This is a genomic window from Empedobacter sp. UBA7620, assembly GCF_002484185.1.
Lineage (GTDB): Bacteria > Bacteroidota > Bacteroidia > Flavobacteriales > Weeksellaceae > Empedobacter > Empedobacter falsenii_C.
Genome location: NZ_DLJI01000014.1, coordinates 10255 through 34981, shown reverse-complemented (window position 1 = coordinate 34981; position 24727 = coordinate 10255). Strand labels below are relative to the sequence as shown.

25 protein-coding genes are annotated in these 24727 nt (G+C 30.5%); 13 read left to right on the top strand and 12 right to left on the bottom strand.

The genetic code is table 11. The annotated features are described in order from the left end of the window. The first annotated feature begins 17 nt into the window (after positions 1 to 17). From B2217_RS02435 to B2217_RS02425, 3 genes are all read left to right on the top strand, one after another. Positions 18 to 1322, top strand: a complete 1305-nt coding sequence (locus B2217_RS02435; protein WP_280046004.1) for a M28 family metallopeptidase — start codon at positions 18 to 20, stop codon at positions 1320 to 1322. Between the two features lie 463 nt (positions 1323 to 1785). Next, the gene (locus B2217_RS02430) at positions 1786 to 2358 is read left to right on the top strand and encodes a hypothetical protein (protein WP_280046002.1); all 573 of its coding nucleotides are present in this window, start codon (positions 1786 to 1788) and stop codon (positions 2356 to 2358) included. Positions 2359 to 2475: 117 nt separating this feature from the next. Continuing rightward, positions 2476 to 2922 (top strand): hypothetical protein, encoded by a 447-nt coding sequence (locus B2217_RS02425; protein WP_038334650.1) that lies wholly within the window; start codon positions 2476 to 2478, stop codon positions 2920 to 2922. 60 nt (positions 2923 to 2982) lie between these two features. On the opposite strand, the gene B2217_RS02420 is transcribed toward B2217_RS02425, so the two are convergent. Then, positions 2983 to 3936 (bottom strand): isopenicillin N synthase family dioxygenase, encoded by a 954-nt coding sequence (locus B2217_RS02420; RefSeq protein WP_280046000.1) that lies wholly within the window; start codon positions 3934 to 3936, stop codon positions 2983 to 2985. 275 nt (positions 3937 to 4211) lie between these two features. Here B2217_RS02420 and B2217_RS02415 point away from each other — a divergent pair, with 275 nt between their 5' ends. Beyond that, positions 4212 to 4652, top strand: a complete 441-nt coding sequence (locus B2217_RS02415) for a hypothetical protein (RefSeq protein ID WP_280045998.1) — start codon at positions 4212 to 4214, stop codon at positions 4650 to 4652. A gap of 57 nt (positions 4653 to 4709) precedes the next feature. Further along, positions 4710 to 5612: an oxygen-dependent coproporphyrinogen oxidase gene (gene hemF / locus B2217_RS02410; RefSeq protein ID WP_180906200.1), complete on the top strand. Its 903-nt coding sequence runs from the start codon at positions 4710 to 4712 to the stop codon at positions 5610 to 5612. 43 nt (positions 5613 to 5655) lie between these two features. Here hemF and B2217_RS02405 read toward each other — a convergent pair whose 3' ends face one another. Genes B2217_RS02405 through B2217_RS02385 form a run of 5 tightly spaced genes read right to left on the bottom strand, consistent with a single transcriptional unit; the run spans position 5656 to position 10156 of the window. Further along, the gene (locus tag B2217_RS02405; RefSeq protein WP_180906201.1) at positions 5656 to 7101 is read right to left on the bottom strand and encodes an RtcB family protein; all 1446 of its coding nucleotides are present in this window, start codon (positions 7099 to 7101) and stop codon (positions 5656 to 5658) included. Continuing rightward, on the bottom strand, positions 7088 to 8155 hold the full coding sequence (locus B2217_RS02400) for a DNA polymerase beta superfamily protein (RefSeq protein ID WP_180906202.1): 1068 nt from the start codon (positions 8153 to 8155) through the stop codon (positions 7088 to 7090). Before B2217_RS02400 ends, B2217_RS02405 begins: the two co-directional genes overlap by 14 nt. Next, the gene (locus tag B2217_RS02395; RefSeq protein ID WP_180906203.1) at positions 8152 to 8907 is read right to left on the bottom strand and encodes a nucleotidyltransferase domain-containing protein; all 756 of its coding nucleotides are present in this window, start codon (positions 8905 to 8907) and stop codon (positions 8152 to 8154) included. Before B2217_RS02395 ends, B2217_RS02400 begins: the two co-directional genes overlap by 4 nt. Then, a complete protein-coding gene (locus tag B2217_RS02390) occupies positions 8904 to 9995 on the bottom strand; it encodes a slipin family protein (protein WP_291122054.1) in 1092 nt (363 codons plus the stop codon). Before B2217_RS02390 ends, B2217_RS02395 begins: the two co-directional genes overlap by 4 nt. A 29-nt stretch (positions 9996 to 10024) precedes the next feature. Next, a complete protein-coding gene (locus B2217_RS02385; protein ID WP_291122053.1) occupies positions 10025 to 10156 on the bottom strand; it encodes a hypothetical protein in 132 nt (43 codons plus the stop codon). Between the two features lie 573 nt (positions 10157 to 10729). Here B2217_RS02385 and B2217_RS02380 point away from each other — a divergent pair. Together B2217_RS02380 and B2217_RS02375 are read left to right on the top strand one after the other, a co-directional pair. After that, positions 10730 to 11749, top strand: coding sequence for a helix-turn-helix transcriptional regulator (locus B2217_RS02380; protein WP_180906205.1), 1020 nt, complete (start codon positions 10730 to 10732; stop codon positions 11747 to 11749). A gap of 40 nt (positions 11750 to 11789) precedes the next feature. Next, positions 11790 to 12539 (top strand): polysaccharide deacetylase family protein, encoded by a 750-nt coding sequence (locus B2217_RS02375; RefSeq protein WP_180906206.1) that lies wholly within the window; start codon positions 11790 to 11792, stop codon positions 12537 to 12539. A 64-nt stretch (positions 12540 to 12603) separates the two neighbouring features. On the opposite strand, the gene B2217_RS02370 is transcribed toward B2217_RS02375, so the two are convergent. The 3 genes from B2217_RS02370 to B2217_RS02360 form a co-directional block, all read right to left on the bottom strand. Beyond that, positions 12604 to 12945 carry a phage holin family protein gene (locus tag B2217_RS02370; RefSeq protein WP_180906207.1) on the bottom strand — a complete coding sequence of 114 codons (342 nt, stop codon included), beginning with the start codon at positions 12943 to 12945 and terminating at the stop codon, positions 12604 to 12606. Between the two features lie 133 nt (positions 12946 to 13078). After that, positions 13079 to 14614, bottom strand: a complete 1536-nt coding sequence (locus B2217_RS02365; RefSeq protein WP_135836741.1) for a glycine--tRNA ligase — start codon at positions 14612 to 14614, stop codon at positions 13079 to 13081. Positions 14615 to 14752: 138 nt separating this feature from the next. Further along, positions 14753 to 15508 (bottom strand): GH25 family lysozyme, encoded by a 756-nt coding sequence (locus B2217_RS02360; protein WP_291093980.1) that lies wholly within the window; start codon positions 15506 to 15508, stop codon positions 14753 to 14755. 55 nt (positions 15509 to 15563) lie between these two features. On the opposite strand from B2217_RS02360, the gene B2217_RS02355 reads away from it, so the two are divergent. From B2217_RS02355 to B2217_RS02330, 6 genes are all read left to right on the top strand, one after another. Continuing rightward, complete coding sequence (locus B2217_RS02355; RefSeq protein WP_291093977.1) at positions 15564 to 16082, top strand: hypothetical protein; 519 nt, start codon at positions 15564 to 15566, stop codon at positions 16080 to 16082. Positions 16083 to 16182: 100 nt separating this feature from the next. Beyond that, a complete protein-coding gene (locus B2217_RS02350; protein WP_180906210.1) occupies positions 16183 to 16629 on the top strand; it encodes an HYC_CC_PP family protein in 447 nt (148 codons plus the stop codon). Between the two features lie 126 nt (positions 16630 to 16755). Beyond that, the gene (locus B2217_RS02345) at positions 16756 to 19005 is read left to right on the top strand and encodes a TonB-dependent receptor (RefSeq protein ID WP_291122052.1); all 2250 of its coding nucleotides are present in this window, start codon (positions 16756 to 16758) and stop codon (positions 19003 to 19005) included. 21 nt (positions 19006 to 19026) lie between these two features. After that, positions 19027 to 19392, top strand: a complete 366-nt coding sequence (locus B2217_RS02340; protein ID WP_291069797.1) for a heavy-metal-associated domain-containing protein — start codon at positions 19027 to 19029, stop codon at positions 19390 to 19392. A 165-nt stretch (positions 19393 to 19557) separates the two neighbouring features. After that, entirely contained in the window at positions 19558 to 20085 is a 528-nt protein-coding gene (locus B2217_RS02335; protein WP_291122051.1) for a tRNA methyl transferase PRC-barrel domain-containing protein, read from the top strand. Positions 20086 to 20096: 11 nt separating this feature from the next. Beyond that, entirely contained in the window at positions 20097 to 21881 is a 1785-nt protein-coding gene (locus B2217_RS02330; RefSeq protein ID WP_280062942.1) for an endonuclease, read from the top strand. Positions 21882 to 22188: 307 nt separating this feature from the next. On the opposite strand, the gene B2217_RS02325 is transcribed toward B2217_RS02330, so the two are convergent. The 3 genes from B2217_RS02325 to B2217_RS02315 all read right to left on the bottom strand — a co-directional run bounded on the left by B2217_RS02325 (position 22189) and on the right by B2217_RS02315 (position 24452). Further along, positions 22189 to 22581 carry a hypothetical protein gene (locus B2217_RS02325; RefSeq protein WP_180906214.1) on the bottom strand — a complete coding sequence of 131 codons (393 nt, stop codon included), beginning with the start codon at positions 22579 to 22581 and terminating at the stop codon, positions 22189 to 22191. A gap of 174 nt (positions 22582 to 22755) precedes the next feature. Then, the gene (gene dnaJ / locus B2217_RS02320; protein WP_180906215.1) at positions 22756 to 23880 is read right to left on the bottom strand and encodes a molecular chaperone DnaJ; all 1125 of its coding nucleotides are present in this window, start codon (positions 23878 to 23880) and stop codon (positions 22756 to 22758) included. Positions 23881 to 23894: 14 nt separating this feature from the next. Beyond that, the gene (locus tag B2217_RS02315; RefSeq protein ID WP_038335626.1) at positions 23895 to 24452 is read right to left on the bottom strand and encodes a nucleotide exchange factor GrpE; all 558 of its coding nucleotides are present in this window, start codon (positions 24450 to 24452) and stop codon (positions 23895 to 23897) included. Positions 24453 to 24727: the final 275 nt, after the last annotated feature.

Genomic DNA, 24727 nt, shown 5'->3' with positions numbered 1-24727 from the left:
ATGATAAAATGATTAAAATGCTGAAGATAAAAATGATATTATTTGGTTTGATTTCGTGTTTTGCAATTGCAATCGGAAATGCGCAAACCTTTGATCAAAAATATTTTAAAACAATTTTAGATTCACTTACGTCAAATTCGTTTGCTGGTAGAGGTTATGTAGAAAATGGAATGACAAATGCTGGAATTTATTTACAAAACGAATTTCAAAAAAATGAATTGAAATCTTTTTCTAGTAATTATAATCAAATGTTTACTTTTCCGATTAATGTTATTAAAGATGCAAAACTGAAAATTAATGGAAAAGAATTGAAATATGGAATAGATTTTATTGTAAAACCAAGTTCTAAATCAATTTCGAAAACGAATTTACCTTTTTATATTTTTGACACAAAAGCCTATATCGAATCTTTTCAATCGAAAGATAAAACGAGAGATTTTATTGTGAAAGATGATGAATTGCAAAAAGGGAAACATATTATTTTGCCGCCTTTAGTGACTTCTGTGGATTCTATTCAGAAATATTACAAACAATGGGCGAATATTTATGAGAAAGATGAGAATCAAAATCGGGCGATTTTTAGATTTACTTCAGATAAATTAACATCAAGTCTTAGTCAGCGACAATCTTCGATTTCAGAATTTATTATTTCAGATAAATTTTATTCTAAAAATTTAAAAATAAACGATTATTCTATTGATTCAGAATTGAATAATTCATTCGAGGCAAATAATATAATTGGTTATATTGACGGAAAAAATAATGATAGCTTAATTGTGATTTCGGCTCATTATGATCATTTAGGGAAAGTTGGACAAACTATTTTTCCTGGAGCGAGTGATAATGCGAGCGGAACAGCGATGATGATGACACTGATGAAGTATTATTCGAAACATCAACCTAATTACAGAACGGTTTTTATGGCTTTTGCTGGTGAAGAAGCGGGAATTTTAGGTGCAGATTATTATGTCAATCATCCACTTTTTCCATTAAGTCAAATCAAATTTCTTGTAAACCTAGATATTATGGGAGCTGGAGATCAGGGAATTCAGGTTGTGAATGGTAAAGTTTTTAAAAATCAATTTGAAAAATTAGTTGAATTAAATCTAACAAATAAATATCTAAAAGAAGTTAAAACTCGAGGAGAATCATGTAATTCTGATCATTGCCCGTTTTATCTAAAAGGAGTTCCGTCGTTTTTTATTTACACATTAGGAGGAAAAGGATTTTATCATGATCCCAATGATACAGCTGAAAGTTTGGATTTGAGTTACTCCGAAAAAGTATATAATTTGTTGAAAGATTTTATAAATAAGCTATAAAAAAATAATCCGTTCAAAGTGAACGGATTACTAACCAACCTAAACTACTATAAAAAACTCTAAAAAGTAAAAAGAGTGCGAGTAATTTCAAACTTCATAAATCAATTTCGTTATACTCGTTGCTACTCTTTGTCTTACTATCTATGAATAAATTATTTGACACTGCAAATGTCTAACTTTTATGTCTTATTTGGAGAAATTGTAAAAGATTTTATTTATAATAGATATAGAAAATATTTATATAAATCGTTTGTTGTCGGATATTAAACTTTATATTAACCCATTAAAAATAAACAATAATAGTTAAAATGTAATTACGTGAAAACGTACTTTAACACCTTTTTAACTATTTATTTACGAAAAGATGATGAAATGATAAGATTTGAAATCTTTTCAACTAAATTTGATTTTGAATCGTAAAGACTTCATAAATTTAAACAAATTTTAAACCAAAAACGCCAAAATGAGACTTTTTTTATTGGTTTTTTCCTTACATATTGTGTTATTTGTTGATGCGCAAAATGTTAACCCAAATCAAATTCGAGCTAAAATATACGATACTATTTCACAAGATATCCAAAAACAAAGTTTAGAATTTCCGAACAAAAAAATTGTGGTAGATCCTACAATTAATAAGTTTGAAGATTATAAAATGGACGAATTTGGACTGAAATTGGATTCGGTAAAATATGTACAAGACATTTCAATTTGTTCTAAGTTAACAACCTACAAATGTGTTTCGAAATTTGAGATTGATAATTATTCGATTACCAATGTTTACAAAGATGAAGCAGATGCGCTATATCCTGACTTTTATGGAATTTATGCACCAATTGATTCGTGGTACAATTTGATTTATTATGCGGCTGTCAATCACTTTGAAAAAGATAGAAAATTTCAATTTAACATCTTAATTCCAGTTCGAAATGTGCAAATGAAAAATAAAACGATGGAGGAAAAAATGTTCTTTTATAACGTTTTATTTGATGAGCAATTTATGATTCTAAAATTTGAAAAATTATTCTTAAAACATTAAAATTCAATCAGAAAAATTGTAAATTAGCAAGACTCAAATTTTTAATTGATGTTAAACGTTAGCGCTTACATAGACGAGCTTTTGCAATTATCAAAAGGTAATTTACGAATTTGCCGTATGAATTGGTGGCTTTTAAAGTATGAAGATGAATTTGAGAAAGCGATAGAAGAGACGTCTTGTAAAAAGTGGCAGAGATGGTTTTATAATGGCGAACACCCGTATCCGTGTGTTTGTCCAAAGCGCGAAAAATTATGTGTTTTTATTGACTTATATCGTGAATTGGATCGTTTGACACAAGTGCAACGTTTGGAGAATTTTTTTCAAGAATATTTTCAAAAATTTGAGTTGATTAAAGATTCAAAAGAATCTTTGAAAAATTGGATGAATGATATTCGTCCAACGATTTCTTCCATTTATCTATTATTGGATAAGAATGATAATCTAAAGATTAGATTTTATAATTCGGATCCAGTTTTGGAAGTGGATATCAATAAAAATGATTATAAATACACCTTGTTGTGTTTGGATATTTTTAACTACAACATGTACGTAAGAGGCATGTAAAAGAAAAGAGAGTTGATTTTGTCAACTCTCTTTTTTATGAAATAATAGATTAAATATGGCTTATTTAATTAAACCAATTTCTCTTAAACGCTGAGTCAAGAAATCTCCAGCTGTAATATCTTCAAATTGTTTTGGATTTTCTTCTGTAATACAATCATCTAAAACAGATAAGTCCATTTCAGAAACTGGGTGCATAAAGAATGGAATAGAAAAACGAGATGTTCCCCATAATTCTTTCTCTGGATTAACCACTTGGTGAATTGTCGATTTCAATCTGTTGTTTGTGTGACGAGATAACATATCACCAACATTAATTACCAATTCGTCGTCAGCAGCAATTGCATCAACCCAAGTTCCATCGTGACGTTGTACTTGTAATCCACGACCTTGCGCTCCCATTAACAATGTAATCAAGTTAATATCACCGTGAGCACCTGCGCGAACCGCATCTTTAGGCTCTTCCGTGATAGGAGGATAGTGAATTGCTCTCAAAATAGAGTTTCCGTTTTTTACTTTATCATCAAAGTAAAACTCGTCTAAACCTAAGAATAAAGCCAAAGCACGTAAAACGTAAACTCCTGTTTTTTCTAATTGTTTGTATGTTTCTTCACCATAAGTGTTAAAACCTGGAACTTCGTTTACATCAACATTTTCTGGATAGTTGTATTTAGCTTTATCTTCTTCAGATAAATACTGCCCAAAATGCCAAAATTCTTTCAAGTCACCAACAGTTCTACCTTTTGCATGTTCGTTTCCGAAAGCTGTATAACCGCGTTGACCACCAATTCCTTCTACTACATAACTTTGTTTTGTTTCTGTAGGTAAAGCGTAAAATTCGCGAACGCTTTTATATAAATTTTCAACTAATTCGTCAGATAAAAAATGTCCTTTCAAAGCAACGAATCCTATTTCTTCGTATGCTTGACCAATTTCGTTGACAAATTTTTGTTTTCTTGCAGGATCATCAGATAAAAAGTCTGCTAAATTAACCGATGGAATTCCGTTTTGTGACATTTATATATTGTTTTATAAAATTTCTTTTGCAAAGGTATAGAAAGATTTCTTTTGTGAATAATATTGTTAATAACTTTTTTTGATTGCTATTGGTTTGATTTAAAATTAAATCGTTTAAATGATTTTAATTGGATAAAACTTTTGTTATAAGTAAAATATGATTTTATATCTGAATTTTTTAAATTTTTATATTAATAAATATAATTTATTGAAATTAGATTATGAATAGCTATTAATAATAATAGTTTTAAATAATATGAATTAATTTTAACGATATGAAGAAATATTTATTTGTATTTTTTGTTTGTATTAGCATAATGTTGTTTTCGCAAGAACCTATAAAAACTCCTTTGATATATCTGAGTTGTAAAAAAGTTGAACAGAAGGGAAATGAAGAATTAAATAAATGCTTTAAACAAAATTTTAGAAAAGATTTTTATAAAATGGTAAGCATGGAATTAAGGTCGAGAAACTTAATTACGAATTACCTTCTTAAAGCTAAATTCAATTTTATTTTTGATGAAAATGGTATAATTTCTATTTCTGATTTTGAAGGAAGTGAGGACACGAAAGATATTGTAGAAAAGTCTTTATTTAGGTTAAATGAGAGAATTAAAGGAGGTAAATATAAAATTATTCCAGCAAAGAATAATGAAGGAGAATATATAGAAACCACTATAAAAATTCCATTTCAATATGCATTTGTGAGAAGTTAATTATTAATCTTCTTTCGAATCGTTATCAATCATTCTATATTTGCAAAAATATTTATGATGAAAGATCAATTTTTTCAATATATACAAGACTTACAAAATAAAATTATTGCCAAACTTGAAGAAGTTGATGGTAAAGCCAAATTTCTACGAGATAATTGGGAACGCGAAGAAGGCGGCGGAGGTCTTTCTTGTGTTTTAACAGACGGAGCTGTTTTTGAGAAAGCTGGCGTTAATATCTCGAAAGTTTATGGAGAATTACCAGAAACAATGCAAAAAGCGTTGAATGTTTCATCGGGTAAATTTTTTGCTTGCGGATTGAGTTTGGTTATTCATCCAACAAGTCCACATATTCCGACGACTCATGCGAATTGGAGGTATTTCGAAATGTATGACAAAGAAGGAAATATTGTCGATCAATGGTTTGGAGGAGGTCAAGATTTGACGCCATATTATTTGGATGAAAAAGATGTGATGCATTGGCATACGATCTGTAAAAAAAGTTGTGATGCGCATGATGCGGCTTTTTATTTGAAGTATAAAGAAGAATGTGATAAATATTTTTGGAATACGCATCGAGAAGAAGCGCGTGGAATAGGAGGTTTGTTCTTTGATTACTTGAAACCAACTTCAGAAAAAACAGTTGAACAATGGTATGATTTCGTAACAGAAGTAGGAAACTCATTTTTGGAGGCGTATATTCCGATTGTTGAAAAACATAAAAATGATGAATTTTCTGCTGAACAAAAGGAATGGCAAGAAATTAGACGAGGTCGTTATGTGGAATTTAATTTAATTCATGATAGAGGAACTTTGTTTGGTTTGAAAACTAATGGTCGAATTGAATCTATTTTGATGAGTTTGCCAAAACATGTGCAATGGCATTATAATCATCAGCCAGAAGAAGGTTCGGAAGAATATAAATTAGTCGATGTTTTGAAACATCCAAAAGATTGGATTTAATCTATAATATATAAAATGCCTGAACAATTGTTCAGGCATTTTTTTAATCTTCTCTCGATCCGTCATCGGCCATTCTGACCATTTTAGGTGTAAAAGTAGCCACAACATCTACTAAATCTTGTTGCGCAGCCATTACTTCGTGAATATCTTTATATGCCATTGGCGCTTCATCCTTTCCACCACCAATTAATGTAATTCCAAAATAATTCAAATAATCGTTTATCTTATTTTGAGATAATGATTTAATCGCTTGTGTTCGGCTCATTTGTCGACCAGCTCCATGCGAAGCAGAATGAATCGAATTTTCTTCACCTTTTCCTCGAACCAAAAATCCTGGCGCAGTCATAGAACCTGGAATAATTCCCATTATATCTTTAGAAGCTGGCGTTGCACCTTTTCGATGAACAATGACTTCTTCGCCATTGTAAATTTCTTTCCAAGCAAAATTATGATGATTTTCTACTTTCGCTAAAACTTCAGCACCAATTGATTTTGCAATTTTTTGATGAATAATTTCGTGACAAGCTGAAGCATATTCACCCGCCAAATTCATCGCAATCCAATATTCTTGACCTTCGGCTGAATCTAAATCTAAATAAGCCAAATTCTGTGCTTTGTACGGAAGTTTACAAATTTCTTTTGCAATTTTTGTATAATGTCCAGCGATTGTAGCGCCAAAACCTCTCGATCCAGAGTGCGTTAGCAAAGCCAAATATGAACCTTTTTTGATGTTCAGTTTTTCATCATCTTCCTTGAAATCAATCAAACCAAATTCTACAAAATGATTTCCTCCACCAGAAGAACCCAATTGCGACCACGCTTTATCTTTTAAATTTTGAATAAATGAATTCGTCTCGAATTTTGCATCATCTAAAATCTGATGTTCAGCTTTGTATTGACCATGAAAACCATGTCCTGCACCAAATTTTGTATTTTTGATCAAAGTTTCTTTTAATGAATCGTGATGTTCAAAATAATGAGAAGCAGGTAAATCATAAATCGATAAAGCCATTCTACATCCAATATCAACGCCGACACCATAAGGAATAATCGCATTTTTGGTTGCTAAAACTCCGCCAATTGGTAATCCATAACCTTGATGCGCATCAGGCATAATTGCGCCAGCAACGGTAACAGGAAGTTTCATGGCGACTTTCATTTGTTCTAAAGCGCCGTCCTCAATTTTTTCCGCACCATAAATTTTGAAATCGGTTGGATTTTCATTCAATTCAATCAAGTTTTCATCTTGATTTGGTAAATGAATTCCATCGATAAAGCCTTTTGCAAGCGTTTTGAAAATTTTATCTTCTAAAAAATCTTGTGGCGAAGAAAAAACTTGCGCATATTTATCAAGCATTTCGGCTTTTGTGTAACCATTTCTTTTTTTGTTGATTTTTAAGGCAATTCCTAAAATTTCGTTTTCAGGATAACCCAAGGCAATCAAATCGTTTCCATTGATCGGTTTATTTTGTTGTTCAGTTGTTTTCATATAATTTGGTTCTAAGGTTGATTAAAAATTCTTCCATTTTCGAAGAGTTTATTTCGGTTGGAAGAAAATTTAGTTTAGATTTTTCTTCAATTTCTCGTTGTAAATTTTCAGCTTTTTCGATTACTTCTTCATAAGAAAAATCTCCGTTTTTTATCGCTAATAATTCGTCACGATCTTCTGTTCGTTTTACATTTAGGTTTCCTGTTTCCACTAATTCTTTCGCAACTTTTAACAAACGAATCGTGTGCATCATATTTTTACTATCGTAATTTTTTTCATGCGCAATGTTTGTTGTGTAACGATCTTCATTTCGCAATTTCATCCAATCCCAATATTCTTTGTATTGCTTGCAATAAGTGGAATATTCATCTTTTTGGAAAATGAAATAGGCAATTGGTTTTTCATTTTTAGGAATTTCACTCAAACGAATATCATCATTATTTTTATCTTTTACGATTCCTTTATAATTCGATTTTTCGTTGTAATAAAGCGCAAATAAATCTTTCGAATGATTGATTTTACTTAGTCCGCAAAACGCTTGTTTGTAAGAATTTGAATTCATCCAATCAACAAAAGAAATGGTTTTGTTATCATCAATAATATAACAAAAATCAAGAACGGTTTTTCTGATTTCATCTATTGGATTTAGAAATTTCTTGTTCAATCCTTTTGCTTTTTTGATTTGACTCAAGGCGTATCCAACAAATGTTTTCTCAACTTCTGATGTGATAAACTCTTTATAATTTAATTCATCTAACAAAGGCGATTTATACAGAACAAATTCTTCTGGAGTTGCTAGGATTTCTAAACAACTCGGATTATTTTTCAATAATAATTCAATGAATCGACCAATTTCATAATATACAATATCATTGGTTTCGTTGCTCACTTGCGTTTGATATTCGAAACCATAAAATTCATTTTTAGGTAAATAAAAAATGCCACGAATATCAGTGTCCGAATTTTTAGTTGCCAAATTATAGGCTTTGCTTCCGCTTATACATTCAAATAGAATTAAATTTTGACTTTTTAGATCTTCTATTGTTAGTTTCATTTTGTTACGGTTTTAATGAAAAATACATTGATTTTGTTTTTATCAAATTCAATTTTTGGTAATTTTTCGGTTTCGATTTTTAATTCATTTTTCAAATTAATTAACCAATCGAAAAGTTCATCATTTTTCGAAATTCTAAAACTTTCATCAACATTTGCTTTGATTTCAAGATATTTATCCACTCGGTTTTCGATTGTTTTATCTCCGATTAAATGTTTTAATTTTTCAAATTCCATCGGAGGAATTGTTTTATTTTCTACAATCCATTTCGCTGAAAGAACCGAACGTAAAGTATAAAACAAACTTTTGAGTTTAATTTCGTTTTGATGTTCCATTTCAATCAATCGCTTTGTTGTAATTCCCAAATAATGCATGGTAACTTTTTGAGAATTGAATTGTGAAGCAGCTAAATTGAACAATTCTTTTTCGAAAATTTCATCAGAAATATAATGAATCGGAGATTGTAAATATTCGTTAATACTCGAATTTGATTTCAACATTAAGCGCAAAACTTTTTGAATATCCCAACCTTTAAAATCCAGTTCATCTATAATTTCTAAATCAATAAAATCATCAATTGGGTCAATTTTTAGATAATCTTCAATTTTTCGTTTGTAAATAAATCGAACATCGTAATCGCTGTCAGTAGAAGGGAAGCCCCAAGCGCGGCTCCCAGATTCTATAGCAAAAAGAATTTTGACGTTATATTTATCTTCTATTTCTTTTAATTTATTTATAATGATTGGTTTCATTTCGTAAACATTGTTTTTAGTTCATTTAATACATTCGATCCGCCAGAAATTGAGATTTCTCCCACTTTATCCGCGATTTTTTCGATGTATTCCATCTCTTTCAATTTCCATAACGTTTCGTTTTCTTCCATCAATTTCGCAGTGTTCAACAAACTTCTTGTCGAAGCAGTTTCCTCACGACGGGTAATCGAATTGGCTTGAGCCGTTTTTTCGGCAATCAAAACGCGGTTCATAATTTCTCTTATTTCTCCTGGAAGAATAATGTCTTTCATACCTGCGTCAATCAATTTTAGACCAATTTCTTGGAATTGATTTTGATATTTTTGAATGATATAATTCGTTACCGAATTTTTATCCGACATCAAATCATCAAAATTCATGTTTCCAATAAATTCTCTCAAACCTAATTGAATCGCTTGATAAATCATTTTTTCGAAATCTTTGTTCGATTGATAAGCATTTAACAAATCAGTAATTTGATAATTTACCATAAAATTGATTCGCAATTGCGCTTTATCTTTTGTCAGAATTTCTTGTCCTGAAATTTCAATTGTTTGCGGACGCATATCAAAAGAAACCATCGAAATTTTAGTTTCGTTGTTGTAAAATTGGTATTCACCAGCTTTTAAAACTGAATTAAATTCATTGTCTTTGAACAAAATTCCTTCGAAATATGGTGTAACAGAAATGATACGGATTGCACCAGCTTTTCTCAAAATATCAATTTCTCTTTTTGTTAAATTTTTAATTTCTTCAGTAGAATTCAAATCAAATTTTACAGCTTTTAATTGAGTTGAATTTTTCCAAATCATCACGTTTTTATTGTAAAATGAATCGTATGATTGATTGTTTTTGTAAATAATCAACACTTCGTTATGTAATACTTCGATAAAATCTACCATCGATTTCAAAGTTTCATTTTCTAAAAACATTGTGTGGTATTTTTCATCAATTATTTCGTTGATGTTTAATTTTTCGATGTTTTTATTAAACAAAATCCAATAGTTTCCTTTTGAGTAAACTTTTTCGATTTCGTTGTTTTTGATATAGATTCCAATTTCTTGGTTGTTAATTGCTAATTTTTTCATTTTATTATTTTTTATAGGTTTTTACTATTTTATATTTCTCCTTTGTCGCAGAATCTTTTTTTTAAATTTTTAATTAAAAAAGCTAAATCATTTTCCTTTTTTAAAACGGAATTTGAAGTTTGAGCAGCTTCTTTTGATTTCTTACTTTTAACTTTTTTCAAATCATTTTGACTTGATTTTTTATTTTTAAACTTTTGAAATCAATCATCAACTAAAGTTTCAAATTCAGGTTTTGAGCAAGTTTTTGATCTTATTTCAAATTCATTTCAACGAAATAAATTCTTTATTCGAAAAGAAAACTTTTTAGCTTTTTTGTTTCTAATGGTGCCTTTTTCAGGCGATAAATACAGATTAAAAGTCTGTTACTAGAGCCGAATTCTAGTGCGTTAAACCAATACTCATTTATTAAATAATTGAAGGAGTCGAACCTTCTGCGCGTTTGTTTTAATTATTCAGAATAGAAGTGATGAAGCATTTTCTACTACAATGCTATACTGAAACATTTGTTAAGGAACAATTAAAATCGTTTGGTTGTTAAACCTTTGACAAAGTTGGAGTAGAAGTGTGCGAATGAATTGCGCAATAAAATATTTTTTCAAAATAATTTATAAACTATTATGAATAGAGGGTTTTGTATTGAAAATATTTTGAATAAAAGTTGAAATAAAAATTTCTACGCAAATAGATTGCGTACTTTGATTTGAAATTTGTAGTATTGAACAAAGAAATCAACCATGGCAACCAATAAAATTGCATTAATACGTTATCAAACGATCGATAAATGTCTTCAAAATCATTTTAGAAAATGGACATTAGAAGATTTGATAGAAAAAGTTTCGGAAGCATTGTATGAATATGAAGGAATAACTTCTGGTGTTTCGAAACGTACAATTCAGGGCGATATACAAGTGATGCGCAGTGATAAATTGGGTTATAATGCGCCAATTGTTGTTCGAGAAAAAAAGTTTTATGAATACGAAGATCGTGATTATTCGATTCATAATTCGCCTGTTTCGTCTGCTGATTTAGACAAAATGAAAGAAGTGATTTCGGTGATGAAACAATTGAATGGTTTTAATTATTTTGATGATATGAACGAGATTATTACGCGTCTCGAAAATAATTTATCCAAACAAACTCATCAACAACCAAATTATATTCAGTTTGAGGAAAATCCTTTATTAAAAGGTTTGGAGCATTTGAATCGGTTGTATCAAGCAATTGTGAAGAAGCAACCTTTGTTGATTTCGTATCAATCATTCAAGGCAAAAAATCAAGAGCCAAAACAACAAGTTTATTATCCGTATTTGTTGAAAGAATATCGTAATCGTTGGTTTTTATTGGCAAAATCGAGAAAAGATAAAAATTTGTATACGTTGGCTTTGGACAGAATAGTTGAATTTTATGAGTTGGCAAATGAACCTTTTGTGGATGAGCAAGAGATTAATTTTGATACGTATTACAACAATGCGATTGGTGTAACGAAAAGTGTGAAAGAAAGAGAGCAACGTGTTGTTTTTCGTGTGAATAAAAAATTGGCGCCTTATGTGGTGACAAAACCAATTCATGCGACGCAAAAAGTATTGGAAGTGACGGATGAAGGAACTTTATTTTCGATAGAAGTTGTACATAATTTTGAGTTGGAACGAGAGCTTTTAGGATTTGGAGAAGAAATAGAAGTTCTTGCGCCGAGATTAGTGAAAAAAAGAATTAAAACACGATTAGAAAAAGCATTAGAAAAATATAAAAAATAGAATTTCTTTCATACATTTAATTCATTAAAAACTACCTTAAATGATATGGAATAAAAAATTGATGACACTTTTGAGTGTTTTTTTATTAAGCTTTTCTACAAGTTTGTTTGCGCAGAAAACGAGTAATTCTGTGAAGAAATACATCTATTTAACTTTTGATGATGGACCTTTGAATGGAAGTGAAAATATTGATGAGGTTTTCAAAAATGAGAAGTTAAAAGTGACTGTTTTTCTTGTAGGAGAACATGTGGAGAAAAATAAAACAATGACGGATTATTTTAAATATTACGAAGATAACCCGTATATCGAAGAATGTAATCACAGTTGGACACATGCGAATGATCAGTACAAAAAGTTTTATAGTAACGAGCAAACGTCGGTTGCGGATATTTTGAAAAATCAATCGACCTTAAAATTACAAGATAAAATTGTTCGTTTACCCGGAAGAAACATGTGGAGATTGGATGGGAAATCGAAGAATGATGGAGCTTCAGGAGTGCAAACGGCTGATGGTTTAGCAAAGTTGGGTTATAAGGTTATTGGCTGGGATTTGGAATGGGCTCATCATGCAAAAGATGGAACGCCGGTGCAATCTGTTCAAGCGATTTATAAACAAATTGTTAATCAATTAGAATCGAATAAAACCTTTACAAAGAATAATATAGTTGTGTTGATTCATGATGAAATGTTTCAGAATAAATGGGAAGAGTCCGAATTGAAACAATTGGTTGATCTTCTTAGAAAACATTATAATTATATTTTTGAGCAAATAAAATTTTATCCTCAATAAACCTTTATAAAATACAAAAGCTGTCCAAATTGGACAGCTTTTTATATGTAATAATTTGTGTAAATTAGTCTCCCATCATTCCTCCAACTAAAGAATTGACAACCGCTAAAACAATACCAAATAATAATGCGTACCAGAATCCGTCAACATGGAAACTATCTCCCATAATTGCGCTTGCTAATAAGATAATAATTGCTGTAATCACAAAAGAAAATAATCCTAATGTTAAGATTGTTACAGGTAAACTAATAAAGTTTAAAACTGGTTTTACAATAGCGTTTAAAAGTCCAATAACAATTGCAACGATAATTGCAGAACCATACCCTTTTACAGATACTCCAGGTAAAATGTTAGCAAGTCCGAAAACAACTAATGCTGATACCAGAAGATTAATAATAAAGCCCATAATTTGTATTTTTTAGATTAATATTTCCAATTAAAATCAAAAGCTTTGCCAAATTGTTAAAAATTTTAATAAAAATAAAAAAAGCTCAGAAATTTCTGAGCTTTGATCTTATTGTATTGAGAAAATATTCTTTTTATAATTGTTCAAAAAGATATTTCATGTTCACTTCTTTGTCGATAATTTGAGCTAACTCATCAATATTAACACGTTTTTGTTCCATTGTATCACGGTAACGTAAAGTAACAGAATTGTCGTTTAACGAATCATGGTCAACAGTGATACAGAAAGGAGTTCCAATCGCATCCATACGACGATAGCGTTTCCCGATTGTATCTTTTTCTTCGTACATTACGTTGTAATCTAAACGTAATTTTTTCAAAATTTCTTTCGCTAATTCAGGTAAACCATCTTTTTTAACTAATGGTAAAACAGCCGCTTTAATTGGCGCTAATGCAGCTGGTAAAGACAATACTACACGTTCTGATCCATCTTCTAAAACTTCTTCTTTCAATGAATTTGAGAAAACTGCTAAGAACATACGATCCAAACCTACAGAAGTTTCTACCACGTAAGGTGTGTACGATTCGTTTGTTTCGTTATCGAAATATTGAATTTTTTTACCTGAATGTTGTTCGTGAGCTTTCAAATCGAAATCTGTACGAGAGTGAATTCCTTCTAATTCTTTGAATCCGAATGGGAATTTAAACTCAATATCAGCAGCAGCATTTGCATAGTGCGCTAACTTTTCGTGGTCGTGGAAACGGTAATTATCATTTCCTAAACCTAATGTTTGGTGCCAACGTAAACGTGTTTCTTTCCATTTTTCGTACCAATCTAACTCAGTTCCTGGTTTTACGAAAAATTGCATTTCCATTTGTTCAAACTCACGTTGACGGAAAATAAATTGACGTGCAACAATCTCATTACGGAAAGCTTTACCAATCTGAGCAATTCCGAAAGGTAATTTCATACGTCCAGATTTTTGTACGTTCAAGTAATTTAAGAAAATACCTTGAGCCGTTTCTGGGCGCAAATATAAATCCATTGCCTGATCAGCTGTTGCACCTAATTTTGTTCCGAACATCAAGTTGAATTGACGAACTTCTGTCCAGTTTTTAGAACCAGTTACAGGATCAGCAATTTCTAATTCTTCAATCAAAGCTTTTACATCATCTAAATCTTCGTTTTCCAAAGATTTTCCCATGCGCGCTAAAATTGTATTGATTTGATTTTGATATTCTACAACACGAGGATTTGTCGCAACAAATTGATCTTTATCAAAAGCATCTCCGAAACGTTTTGCAGCTTTTGCAACTTCTTTCTCGATTTTACCTTCAATTTTTGCACAATGATCTTCAATTAAAACATCGGCACGGTAACGTTTTTTAGAATCTTTGTTATCAATCAAAGGATCATTAAACGCATCAACATGGCCCGAAGCTTTCCAAGTAGTAGGGTGCATAAAAATAGCAGAATCAATGCCGACAATGTTTTCGTGCATTTGTACCATTGCTTTCCACCAATATTGTTTGATGTTATTTTTTAGCTCAGCTCCGTTTTGACCATAATCGTAAACGGCTGATAATCCATCATAAATCTCACTCGATTGAAAAATGAAACCATATTCTTTCGCATGAGAAACTACTTTCTTGAAAATATCTTCTGACATAATTAATTGTGTGTTCTTATTTAAAGTGCAATTTTAGTGATTTTTGATGACTATTGAGGTATATTTTGATAAAATCATAAAGCTTTAATCACTTGATAAAAAAATAAATTCAAATTGTTAGGCTAGTAAGAAAAATAATTATTCAACTAATTTATTAAAATCTTCTTGGTTTCCATTGAAAACATTCAAATCAACATAAGTATTTATCCCTTTTATGTGCGCTCTATTTGCAAATTGCCAAAAATCCCAATGTCTATTATCCTTAATAGTTGGTTTTTTATATATATCCCTAAACCATATCATATTTTCCTCAAATTGACCTATTAAATAATCATTATAAAATTCTTCAGTTACATAAAGAATAGGCTTTTTGTTGTAATGTGAATGAATAATATTTTCAAATATCTTGATTTCAGAAATCAATTCATTTTTCGATTTTACAAGTTTACAATTTCCACCATATTCCAAATCAATTACAGGGGGCAAATTATTTTGTTCAATAGGAACTGTTTCTATAAAATTATTAGCCTGCTCTTCACCTGTTTTGCAAAAAGTAAAAAAATGATATGCGCCAACAAAAAAACGATTTTTTTTAGCGTTTTTCCAATTATAATCGAAACGTTTATCTTTAAAATCTCCTCCTTCTGTAGCTTTTATATATACAAAATGAATTTTAGTTTTGTCTATTTTTTCCCATTCAATTAAATTTTGATGATTAGAAACATCAATTCCTTGTATAGGATATTTTTTAGATGATGGATAATTAAATCTCAAAATTCCTATATAAAATAAAATACCAATTAATAAGATTAATGTAAATGGTAAAAGTTTGATATATTTTTTTCTACTTGAATGCATGCCATTATAATAAAATATTTTATCTAAATTAATCATTTATATTTCAATCAAAAAAACATACTTTTAAATCATAAAAAAAAATGATAATCTTATGAAAAAGTTTATTCTTCCTGTTATATTATTAAGTTTTGTTACAAGTTGTAATTCTAATAATTCATCTAGTTCATCAACGGAAAATAAAGTTGAAAATGAAGTGAAAGATTCAGTTAAACCATCAGATGTTAATTATAATGTTGCGCTTGATTTTATGAATAATTATGTCGATTATATTATGGATACAATTGGTAAAATAAATCAAGATGAGTATATTAAACAAAACGAATTATTGACGCAAAGTTTTAAAGATCGATACAAATTTGTGCAAGATTCTGCTTATAAAGTTGAGCCAGAAGTTGGTTTGGATTTTGATCCGATTGTCGATGGGCAAGATTTTCCGGATAAAGGATTTAAAATAAAATCGATTGATAAGGCAACAGGTTTAGTGACTTTGCAAGGAATAGATTGGCAAGATTTTGAAGTCATTTTGAAAGTTGTTAACGAGAATAATAAATCGCTAGTAAATGGTTCTGGGATTATTAATATTCCGACGGACAAACAGGCAAAAAGATAAAGTGATGAAAACTGAAAATTCTATAATAAACTTGGAAAATGATATAAATTTTCAGTTTGTTTTGATTTGAATTTTTTGTTTATTTTTGTCCAACATGAAAATGCAACATTACATAAAGTATGTTTTGTCGGTGGTTTTGATTTTCTCAAATCTTAACTACGCATTTTCTATGCATTTTTGTCAAGGAGAAATGGAGCAAGTGAAGTTGAATCATTTGGATAATAATTCGTGCGAAATGGAAGTTTCTACTTCGTGCTGCCCTCCAAAAACAGAAAAAAAACATTGCGAATTACCAGAAAACAATAAATCTAAAAAAGACGATTGTTGCAAAGATATTTCATATTCGGATAAGTTTGTGGAAAAGCAAATTGTCAAAATTCAGAAACTTGTTCCAATTAGTTTTATAGCTTCTGAAATTCTTCAAATTAGAATTCCGATTCAAGATGAAGAGGTAAGTAATCAATCAAATTTTCTTGACTTTTATGTTGCGTCAAATGCGCCGCCAAATTATATACTCAATTCTCAATTAACATTTTACGAAGGATAATAACCGTTGTTTTTGATTAAATCAATCAGAAAACAATAAGCTATTATCTAAATATTAAAGTATTTGTTAAAAATTTAATCAACAAGTACACAATAATAAATAGGCATTGAGCCTTAAATCGTAAAAATGAAAAAAATATTCACTTCAGTATTTATACTAAGTGCTGCGTTATCTTACGCGCAATCTACATTAAAGGGAAAAATTACAGATCAAAATAAACAACCAATCGTTGGAGCAGAAGTGTTTTGGCAATCGTCAGATATTTCAGTTATTACAGATGAAAAAGGAAATTTTGAGATCGAAAATTATCAACCAACTTCAATTTTAGGTGTTTTTTATGACAATGAGACGACAACTTTTAAGGAATTAAAAGACGAATTTCAGAATATCACTATCAATGTAAAAGATCATTTTGGGGATACTTCGTTGAATGAAGTTGTGGTTCGTGATACAAGTAGTTCGCTTAAAAAATCGAAGTTTGCAACCAATATGACGACAATGACTGGAAAAGAATTGTTGAAAGCAGCATGTTGTAATTTAGCTGAATCTTTCGAGACAAATCCTTCTATTGATGTCAATTTTTCGGATGCTGTGACAGGAAATAAGCAAATTAAAATGTTAGGTTTAACCTCTCCTTATATTTTGATTGCAGAAGAAAATATACCAAATGTTCGTGGAGCTTCTCAAGCTTTTGGGCTTAGTTTTACGCCAGGAACTTGGGTAGAAAGTATTCAGGTGACGAAAGGTGCTGGAACGGTGATTAATGGTTACGAAAGTATTTCTGGGCAGATTAATACAGAATTAATAAAACCTTCAAATGATATTCCGTTGTTTGTGAATCTTTATGGTTCGACAGATTCTCGTTTTGAAGGAAATGTGCATTTGAACAAAAAATTGAATGATAAATGGAGTACTTCTTTGTTTATGCATGGAAATGCACGTGTTTCGAAAAATGACATGAACGATGATGGATTTTTAGATAATCCGCTTGGACATCAAGTTAATGTGATGAATCGTTGGCAATATCAAAACTTAGAAAAAGGTTGGGTTGGATTTTTATCAGCACGTTATTTGAATGATACAAAACAAGCAGGACAAGTTGATTTTGATAAAGATCGCGATAAATTAACAACAAATTATTGGGGATCAGAAATCAATACAAATCGTGTAGATGTTTCATCAAAAATTGGGTATGTTTTTCCAGAAATGCCTTATCAAAGTATGGGATTGCAAACGGCGTTTAGTTATCATAAACAAGATTCTTACTTCGGATTGAATCAATATGATATTGAGCAACAAAGTTTTTATTCCAACTATATTTTCAGTTCGATTATTAGCAATACAAAAAATAAATTCACTACAGGAGCGAGTTTTACGTACGATAAATTCAAGGAATTTGTAGCGCTTCCGACTGATGCGAATTATGATCGAATAGATAATTCTGCAGGAGCATTTTTTGAATATACGTATGATAATATGAAGAATTTTAACATGATTGCTGGGCTTCGTGGAGATTATCATAATCGAATGGGATTTTTCTTAACACCTCGTTTGCATACACGTTATACGCCTGTAAGAGGAACAACGATAAAAGCGTCGGTTGGTCGTGGAAAACGAATCAATAATATATTTGCGGAAAATCAGAATTTATTTGCATCTTCAAGACAATTTAATATTTTGGGCGATGGAAATGGAAAAATATATGGTTTAGATCCAGAAATTGCTTGGAATTATGGATTTAGTGTAACACAAGAATTCAAATTATTTGGAAAAAATGCAGATGTGACAGCAGATTTTTATCGAACAGATTTTCAAAATCAAATTGTAACGGATATTGATTATTCGGCTCGTCAAGTAAGATTTTATAATTTAGAAGGAGATTCGTATGCAAATTCGTTCCAATTTGATTTTAATTATAATCCATTTACACATTTCAAAATTAGAGCATCATACAAATATTATGATATAGCAACTGATTATGAAAATGGAAAATTAGAGCGTCCATTACAAGCGAAACATCGTTTCTTTACCAATCTTGAATATGAAACACATGAAAGAAATGGTAAGAATTGGCGTTTTGATGCGACATACAATTGGATTGGAAAACAGCGTTTACCAAATACGTCAGATAATTTACCAGAAAATCAGTTGAATGAATATTCGAATCCATTTGGAACAATTAATTTCCAGATTACGCGTATTTTTTCGAAACGTTTTGAAATATATGTTGGTGGTGAAAATGTAACGAATTATCAACAACATCGCGTAATTTTAGGAGCAGATAATCCTTTTGGTTCAAATTTCGATAGCTCGATTGTTTATGCGCCAATTTTTGGACAAATGTATTATGCTGGATTAAGATTTAGTTTAAAATAAAATCATAAAAATAATAAAACAATGAAAAAATTATTAGCCTTTGCTTTGGTTGCGACTTTAGGAATTAGTGCACAAGCACAAAATAAAAATGCAAAACACGATTTACATGTAAAAGGAAATTGTGGACAATGTAAAGATCGTATAGAAAAAGCGGCTTATGGTGTAAAAGGCGTAAAATCTGCTGAATGGGATAGTAATACACAAAATTTACATATTATATTGAATGAGAAAAAGAGTAAAGTGGATGATGTAGAAAACGCTGTAGTAGCGGTTGGTCACGATACTGATAATAAACGTGCAGAAGAAAAAGTGTACGGAAATTTACCTTCTTGTTGTTCATATGATCGTGAAGGTTCAGCTGGGGAAGCTAACACGCATAGTCATTAAAAGATTTTAAAATACAAAAAAGGGATTTCAATTAGAAATCCCTTTTTTGTTTATAAGATGTTAATAGTTTAAAAATGAAAATTTTATTTTTAACTTTTAGTTAACATTAACATTCTATCTTTGTTGTCTTTCCTTTTTTGGAAAGGAGCAAATAAATTAATTGAAGTGAAAATAGGTCAAATTGTAGAGATTCCAAAAAATTCTTCTATTTATAATAAAGAAAAACCATCTTTTCGATCAAAAGAAGAAGAACTTTCGTGGAAGGTAAGCCAAAGAAGTTATTCTTTGTTTGATGGTTTTATTGTAGGAGAACATACTGGAATAGAAAAATTTGAAATAGGACAACGAAAAGGTTTAAATGTTAGCGGAAAAGAATTTCCGGTTTATGTGATTGGAATTGATGAACGCGAAAATAGAATTTTTGTAGGACAAGGAAAAAATCATCCAGGTCTTTTTACGGACGTACTCTATTTTGAAGAACAAAATTTAAGTTGGTTAGAAAAACAATTTTTAATAGATGAGATAGAAGTGAATGTTACATCTATACATTTGAAAGAAGAAATAAATGCGAGATTTTATCAATTTGGAAAAATCTATTTTTTGGAGTTTGAAAAACAAATTCCTTTGATAATGAAAAATTACACATTAAGGCTTTCTTATGAGAACAAGGAAGTTATACTATTAAATAAATAATTGTTATAAAAATGAAATTGAAATTTACTTTTTTATCATTTGCTTTAGCATTATTCGCACAAGCTCAAAAAGCACCTGCGTATTACTCGAGCATTAATTTTAGTAAGACGAAGAATGAGTTGAAAAATGATTTTGCTAAATTAATTACAGATACACATAAACAAAATGTATCTTATTCAGAAGGTTTGAAAAATCTATTTCAAACAAGTGATGCCGATCCTCAAAATCCATCTAACTTATTGTTGATTTATGGATCTCAAAGTTCAGGTACACATCAAAGAAGTCGTGCTTTTTCAGGGTCTTGGAATAGAGAGCATGTTTATGCAAAATCCAAAGGAACGCCAAATTTAGGAACTTCTGGACCTGGATCAGATGGACATCATTTACGTCCTGCTGATGTCACATTGAATAGTACTCGTGGAAGTTTGCTTTTTGATGATGGAGTAGGAGCAATGGCAATGAAAACGAGCCGTGGTGGTTGGTATCCAGGTGATGAATGGAAAGGAGATGTTGCGAGAATTTTAATGTATATGTATGTACGTTATGACAAACGAACTTTACCTCTTAATATTACTTTTGGACCAAGTACGTATTCGTCAGATTTCCCTGATATTCTTTTGAAGTGGAATGTAGAAGATCCTGTTTCACAATTTGAAATTCAAAGAAATAACGTTGTAGCGAATGTTCAAGGAAATAGAAATCCGTTTATTGATAATCCATATTTAGCAACTGTTATTTGGGGAGGTCCTAAAGCGCAAAACAATTGGCCAGAATCTTTTGGTGAAGGCGGAGGTTCTGAAGAGGATACTGAAAAACCTACTGCACCAACAAATTTAGCTTCAACAACGATTACATCTTCAAGTGTGTCGTTAACTTGGACGGCTTCTACAGATAATGTAGGTGTTAATAGATATGATATTTATGTAGATAACACTTATAATACAACTGTTTATAGTAATAACGGAACAGTTTCTGGATTAAATCCTTCAACAACTTATTCTTTTTATGTTGTTGCAAAAGATGCAGCTGGAAATAAATCGGATAATAGTACAGCAATTCAAGTAACAACAAAAGAATCTAATACAGGAGGAGGTTCAGGAGAAGGAACAAGCTGTGGAACAGAGGATTTTGAAAATATTCCATCTACAGGAAGTACGCCTCCAGCATCATCTTATACAGATAGAACTTGGTCGAATAGAGGAATTGTGTGGACTGCAACAAATGCAAGAACAGACAAGCAAATTTATATCGATGGAGATAGTAATAAAGCAATTTGTATTAGAAAAGGAAATTTAAAATCATCTACAATTTCTGGAGGAATAGGATCTTTATCAGTAAAAACATATCTTCCTTTTGCAGATTCTGATGGATTTTATACATTAAAAATTAATGGAGAAGTAAAAGGACAAATACCTTATTCTAAAACAGCTAAAACAACAAAAATTGATAATATTAATGTTGAAGGAGATGTTGTAATTGAGTTGATTGATGAAACTTCAAATAATCGTGTTTCTTTCGATAATTTATCATGGACTTGTTACGAAAAATTAGCAACAGATGAGGTTAAAAAACAAAATAATAAATTAGTTATTTATCCTAATCCAGTTAAAAATCATGAATTTGTTGTCAATGGAATTGAAAATAAAGAAACAATTCAAATTTTTACTATCAATGGACAATTGGTTCAAACGATTCAAAATGTAACAAATAATTCTAAAGTTAGATTAAATAAACTACCTAAAGGAGTTTATATCGTTAAAACGAAAAATCAATCTAATAAAATTATTGTTGATTAATAAGTATCAAAATTCTAGTCTTGAAAAATAGACATATATTTGCCATGATTAGAAATATACAAATTAAACAGTAGTAGCTAACAAGTTGCTACTGTTTTTTAGGTTTAATAATTGCCATCAGATTATTACGATAACATTTGTTGAGAAAGATTAATTATAAAAGCGATTAAAAAAGCTAAATCAACTCATTAATAATTAGAGTAAACACTCAGTAACGGACATTTATATATTGAACTGAATTAATAAATAGTTAATTTTTTAAATAAAAGATAATTGTAGAGGAAAAATACAATTGAAATATTAACCACTAATTATATATCACTAACCAATCTATACTATCTAATTGCTCTTCCGTGAATTTTAACATTTTAATATTATCAATTTGTTTTTTCATTATAGAATCTGTATTGTTCCAAAATTCTTCTCTTTTATTACAGGGAAGAAAATAAATATACAGAATTCCATTATATTTTTCATTATTAATTTTACTTCGGATAGAAGTCTTAACAATAGGAGATTTTATTTGTTCTGTAGCTAGTTTATCACTAGCTGGACCTAAATAATACATACTATCTTTTATATTAAAGATTACAGTCTCATAACATAAAGAAGAACTCGAATTGTTAAGAATCTTTAACTCATCATTTTTATAATGACATGAAGTTAAAACGATTATTGATAAATAAATTATTTTTTTCATATAAGTATATGTTTGTCATATTCGATGGTGTTTAATTCTACAATCAAAGATATCATATTTTTCAATTAAGTTGATACTATGCTTCGGCCAGTATAAAATCGGATTAGCTTATACAAATCATAATAAAAAATCCATCTCATTTGAGATGGATTTTTTTTGATATATATTTTTCAATTACTGAAACATATCTTTTACACGTTCAAAGAATGATTTTTCATTTTTCGAAGGTTCTGGTGAGAAATGATCATCGTCTCTCATTTTTTCAAAATACGCTTCTTGGTCTTTCGATAAATGAGTTGGTGTCCAAATGTTAACATGCACAAATAAATCACCTTTTCCGTAACCATTCAAATCTGGTAAACCTTGGCCTTTTAAACGTAATACTTTTCCTGATTGAGTTCCTTTGTCAACTTTAATTTTTACTTTTCCATTAACAGTCGGAATTTCTTTTGAAGCACCTAAAACAGCATCCGGAATAGAAACATACAAATCAAAATGTAAGTTGTTTCCATCACGTTTTAATGTGTCGTGTTCTTCTTCTTCAATCAAAACAAGTAAATCACCAGGAATACCATCAAAAGGCGCATCGTTACCTTTTCCGCGAACTTGCAATTGAATTCCTTCTCTTGCTCCAGCTGGAATTTTAAGGTCGATTGTTTCCTCAACTTTGATTAATCCTTGATTATTTGCTCCTGAAGGAATTTTATCTGCAACTTTTCCTACTCCTTGACATGTTCCACAAGTTGTAGCCGTTTGCATTTGTCCTAAAAATGTGTTGGTAACACGAACTTGTTGTCCAGAACCGCCACAAGATGGACATGTTTTAGATGTAACGCCATCTGCTTGTTTGAAACGTTTAACTTTTACTTTCTTTTCGCAACCGTTCACCATTTCTTCTAAGTTCAATTTTACGCGAATACGCAAATCAGAACCTTTCATTCGACGTGGACCACGAGATTGACCTCCAAATCCACCACCGAATCCTCCGCCTCCAAAGATATCGCCGAAATGAGAGAAAATATCCTCCATATTCATTCCGCCGCCACCGCCGAATCCTCCGCCAGCAGCTCCGCCCATTCCTGCATGTCCGAATTGGTCGTAACGTGCACGTTTGTTGTCGTCGCTTAAAACTTCGTAAGCTTCTGCAGCTTCTTTAAATTTATCTTCTGCCTCTTTGTCACCAGGATTTTTGTCAGGGTGATATTTGATGGCAAGTTTACGATAAGCTTTCTTGATATGCTCTGATGTTGCAGATTTTTCGACCTGCAATATTTCGTAATAATCTCTTTTTGATGACATTTTCTTAATCTAAATTATAATCCAACAACAACTTTCGCGTAGCGAACTACTACATCATTTAATAAATATCCTGTTTCTACCACGTCTACAATTTTACCTTTCAAATCCTCTGTTGGAGCAGGAATTTGAGTAATTGCTTCGTGTAAATCTGTGTTGAAATCGTCTCCAGGTTTTACTTCCATTTCTTTCAAACCTTTTGCACGTAACGTTTCTACTAATTTATTATTGATCAATTCAACTCCTTGAAGTAAGTTGTCGTCTCCAGATTTTTCAATTTGATTGATTGCGCGTCCAAAATCATCTAAAACAGGCAATAATGAAGTAATCACCTCTTTGTTTGCTGTCTTGAAAATATCCATGCGTTCGCGCGAAGTACGTTTTTTGAAGTTATCAAACTCTGCAAATAAACGTAAATATTGGTCTTTTTCTTTTGCTAATTGTTCCTTAACAATTTCTAATTCTGACTTTCCAGCAGTTTCTTCTTGTGGTTGTTCTACAGTGTTATCACTTTCTTGAACGTTTTCTTGAAGATTCTCGTTCTCTAATTCTTCGTGTATATTTTGGTCAGACATATTCTTATTAGTTTTTTTGTTTCTGATTGAATCAAATAGTTTGCCAATGCCCATTATGTGTCGTTTTGTCAGATTTTAAATAAAAAAGAAGCACTTCTGTCGCGAGAAGTGCTTCGGTAAATGTATAAAGTTTTTTTGATTTGAGGTTCGATAGATTATATTAATAGTTTAACAACTATCTTTTTTATGTTTCTAAGTGTCATTCTGAACTTGTTTCAGAAACACATCTTGTTAGCTTTACTGAGGATGCGAAGTTGAAATGAATTCAACTTGAC

Coding starts and splice junctions, on each gene's coding strand:
- B2217_RS02435 (WP_280046004.1), top strand. CDS start 18: ATGCTGAAGATAAAAATGATATTATTTGGTTTGATTTCGTGTTTTGCA.
- B2217_RS02430 (WP_280046002.1), top strand. CDS start 1,786: ATGAGACTTTTTTTATTGGTTTTTTCCTTACATATTGTGTTATTTGTT.
- B2217_RS02425 (WP_038334650.1), top strand. CDS start 2,476: ATGAATTGGTGGCTTTTAAAGTATGAAGATGAATTTGAGAAAGCGATA.
- B2217_RS02420 (WP_280046000.1), bottom strand. CDS start 3,936: ATGTCACAAAACGGAATTCCATCGGTTAATTTAGCAGACTTTTTATCT.
- B2217_RS02415 (WP_280045998.1), top strand. CDS start 4,212: ATGAAGAAATATTTATTTGTATTTTTTGTTTGTATTAGCATAATGTTG.
- hemF (WP_180906200.1), top strand. CDS start 4,710: ATGAAAGATCAATTTTTTCAATATATACAAGACTTACAAAATAAAATT.
- B2217_RS02405 (WP_180906201.1), bottom strand. CDS start 7,101: ATGAAAACAACTGAACAACAAAATAAACCGATCAATGGAAACGATTTG.
- B2217_RS02400 (WP_180906202.1), bottom strand. CDS start 8,155: ATGAAACTAACAATAGAAGATCTAAAAAGTCAAAATTTAATTCTATTT.
- B2217_RS02395 (WP_180906203.1), bottom strand. CDS start 8,907: ATGAAACCAATCATTATAAATAAATTAAAAGAAATAGAAGATAAATAT.
- B2217_RS02390 (WP_291122054.1), bottom strand. CDS start 9,995: ATGAAAAAATTAGCAATTAACAACCAAGAAATTGGAATCTATATCAAA.
- B2217_RS02380 (WP_180906205.1), top strand. CDS start 10,730: ATGGCAACCAATAAAATTGCATTAATACGTTATCAAACGATCGATAAA.
- B2217_RS02375 (WP_180906206.1), top strand. CDS start 11,790: ATGATATGGAATAAAAAATTGATGACACTTTTGAGTGTTTTTTTATTA.
- B2217_RS02370 (WP_180906207.1), bottom strand. CDS start 12,945: ATGGGCTTTATTATTAATCTTCTGGTATCAGCATTAGTTGTTTTCGGA.
- B2217_RS02365 (WP_135836741.1), bottom strand. CDS start 14,614: ATGTCAGAAGATATTTTCAAGAAAGTAGTTTCTCATGCGAAAGAATAT.
- B2217_RS02360 (WP_291093980.1), bottom strand. CDS start 15,508: ATGATTAATTTAGATAAAATATTTTATTATAATGGCATGCATTCAAGT.
- B2217_RS02355 (WP_291093977.1), top strand. CDS start 15,564: ATGAAAAAGTTTATTCTTCCTGTTATATTATTAAGTTTTGTTACAAGT.
- B2217_RS02350 (WP_180906210.1), top strand. CDS start 16,183: ATGCAACATTACATAAAGTATGTTTTGTCGGTGGTTTTGATTTTCTCA.
- B2217_RS02345 (WP_291122052.1), top strand. CDS start 16,756: ATGAAAAAAATATTCACTTCAGTATTTATACTAAGTGCTGCGTTATCT.
- B2217_RS02340 (WP_291069797.1), top strand. CDS start 19,027: ATGAAAAAATTATTAGCCTTTGCTTTGGTTGCGACTTTAGGAATTAGT.
- B2217_RS02330 (WP_280062942.1), top strand. CDS start 20,097: ATGAAATTGAAATTTACTTTTTTATCATTTGCTTTAGCATTATTCGCA.
- B2217_RS02325 (WP_180906214.1), bottom strand. CDS start 22,581: ATGAAAAAAATAATTTATTTATCAATAATCGTTTTAACTTCATGTCAT.
- dnaJ (WP_180906215.1), bottom strand. CDS start 23,880: ATGTCATCAAAAAGAGATTATTACGAAATATTGCAGGTCGAAAAATCT.
- B2217_RS02315 (WP_038335626.1), bottom strand. CDS start 24,452: ATGTCTGACCAAAATATACACGAAGAATTAGAGAACGAGAATCTTCAA.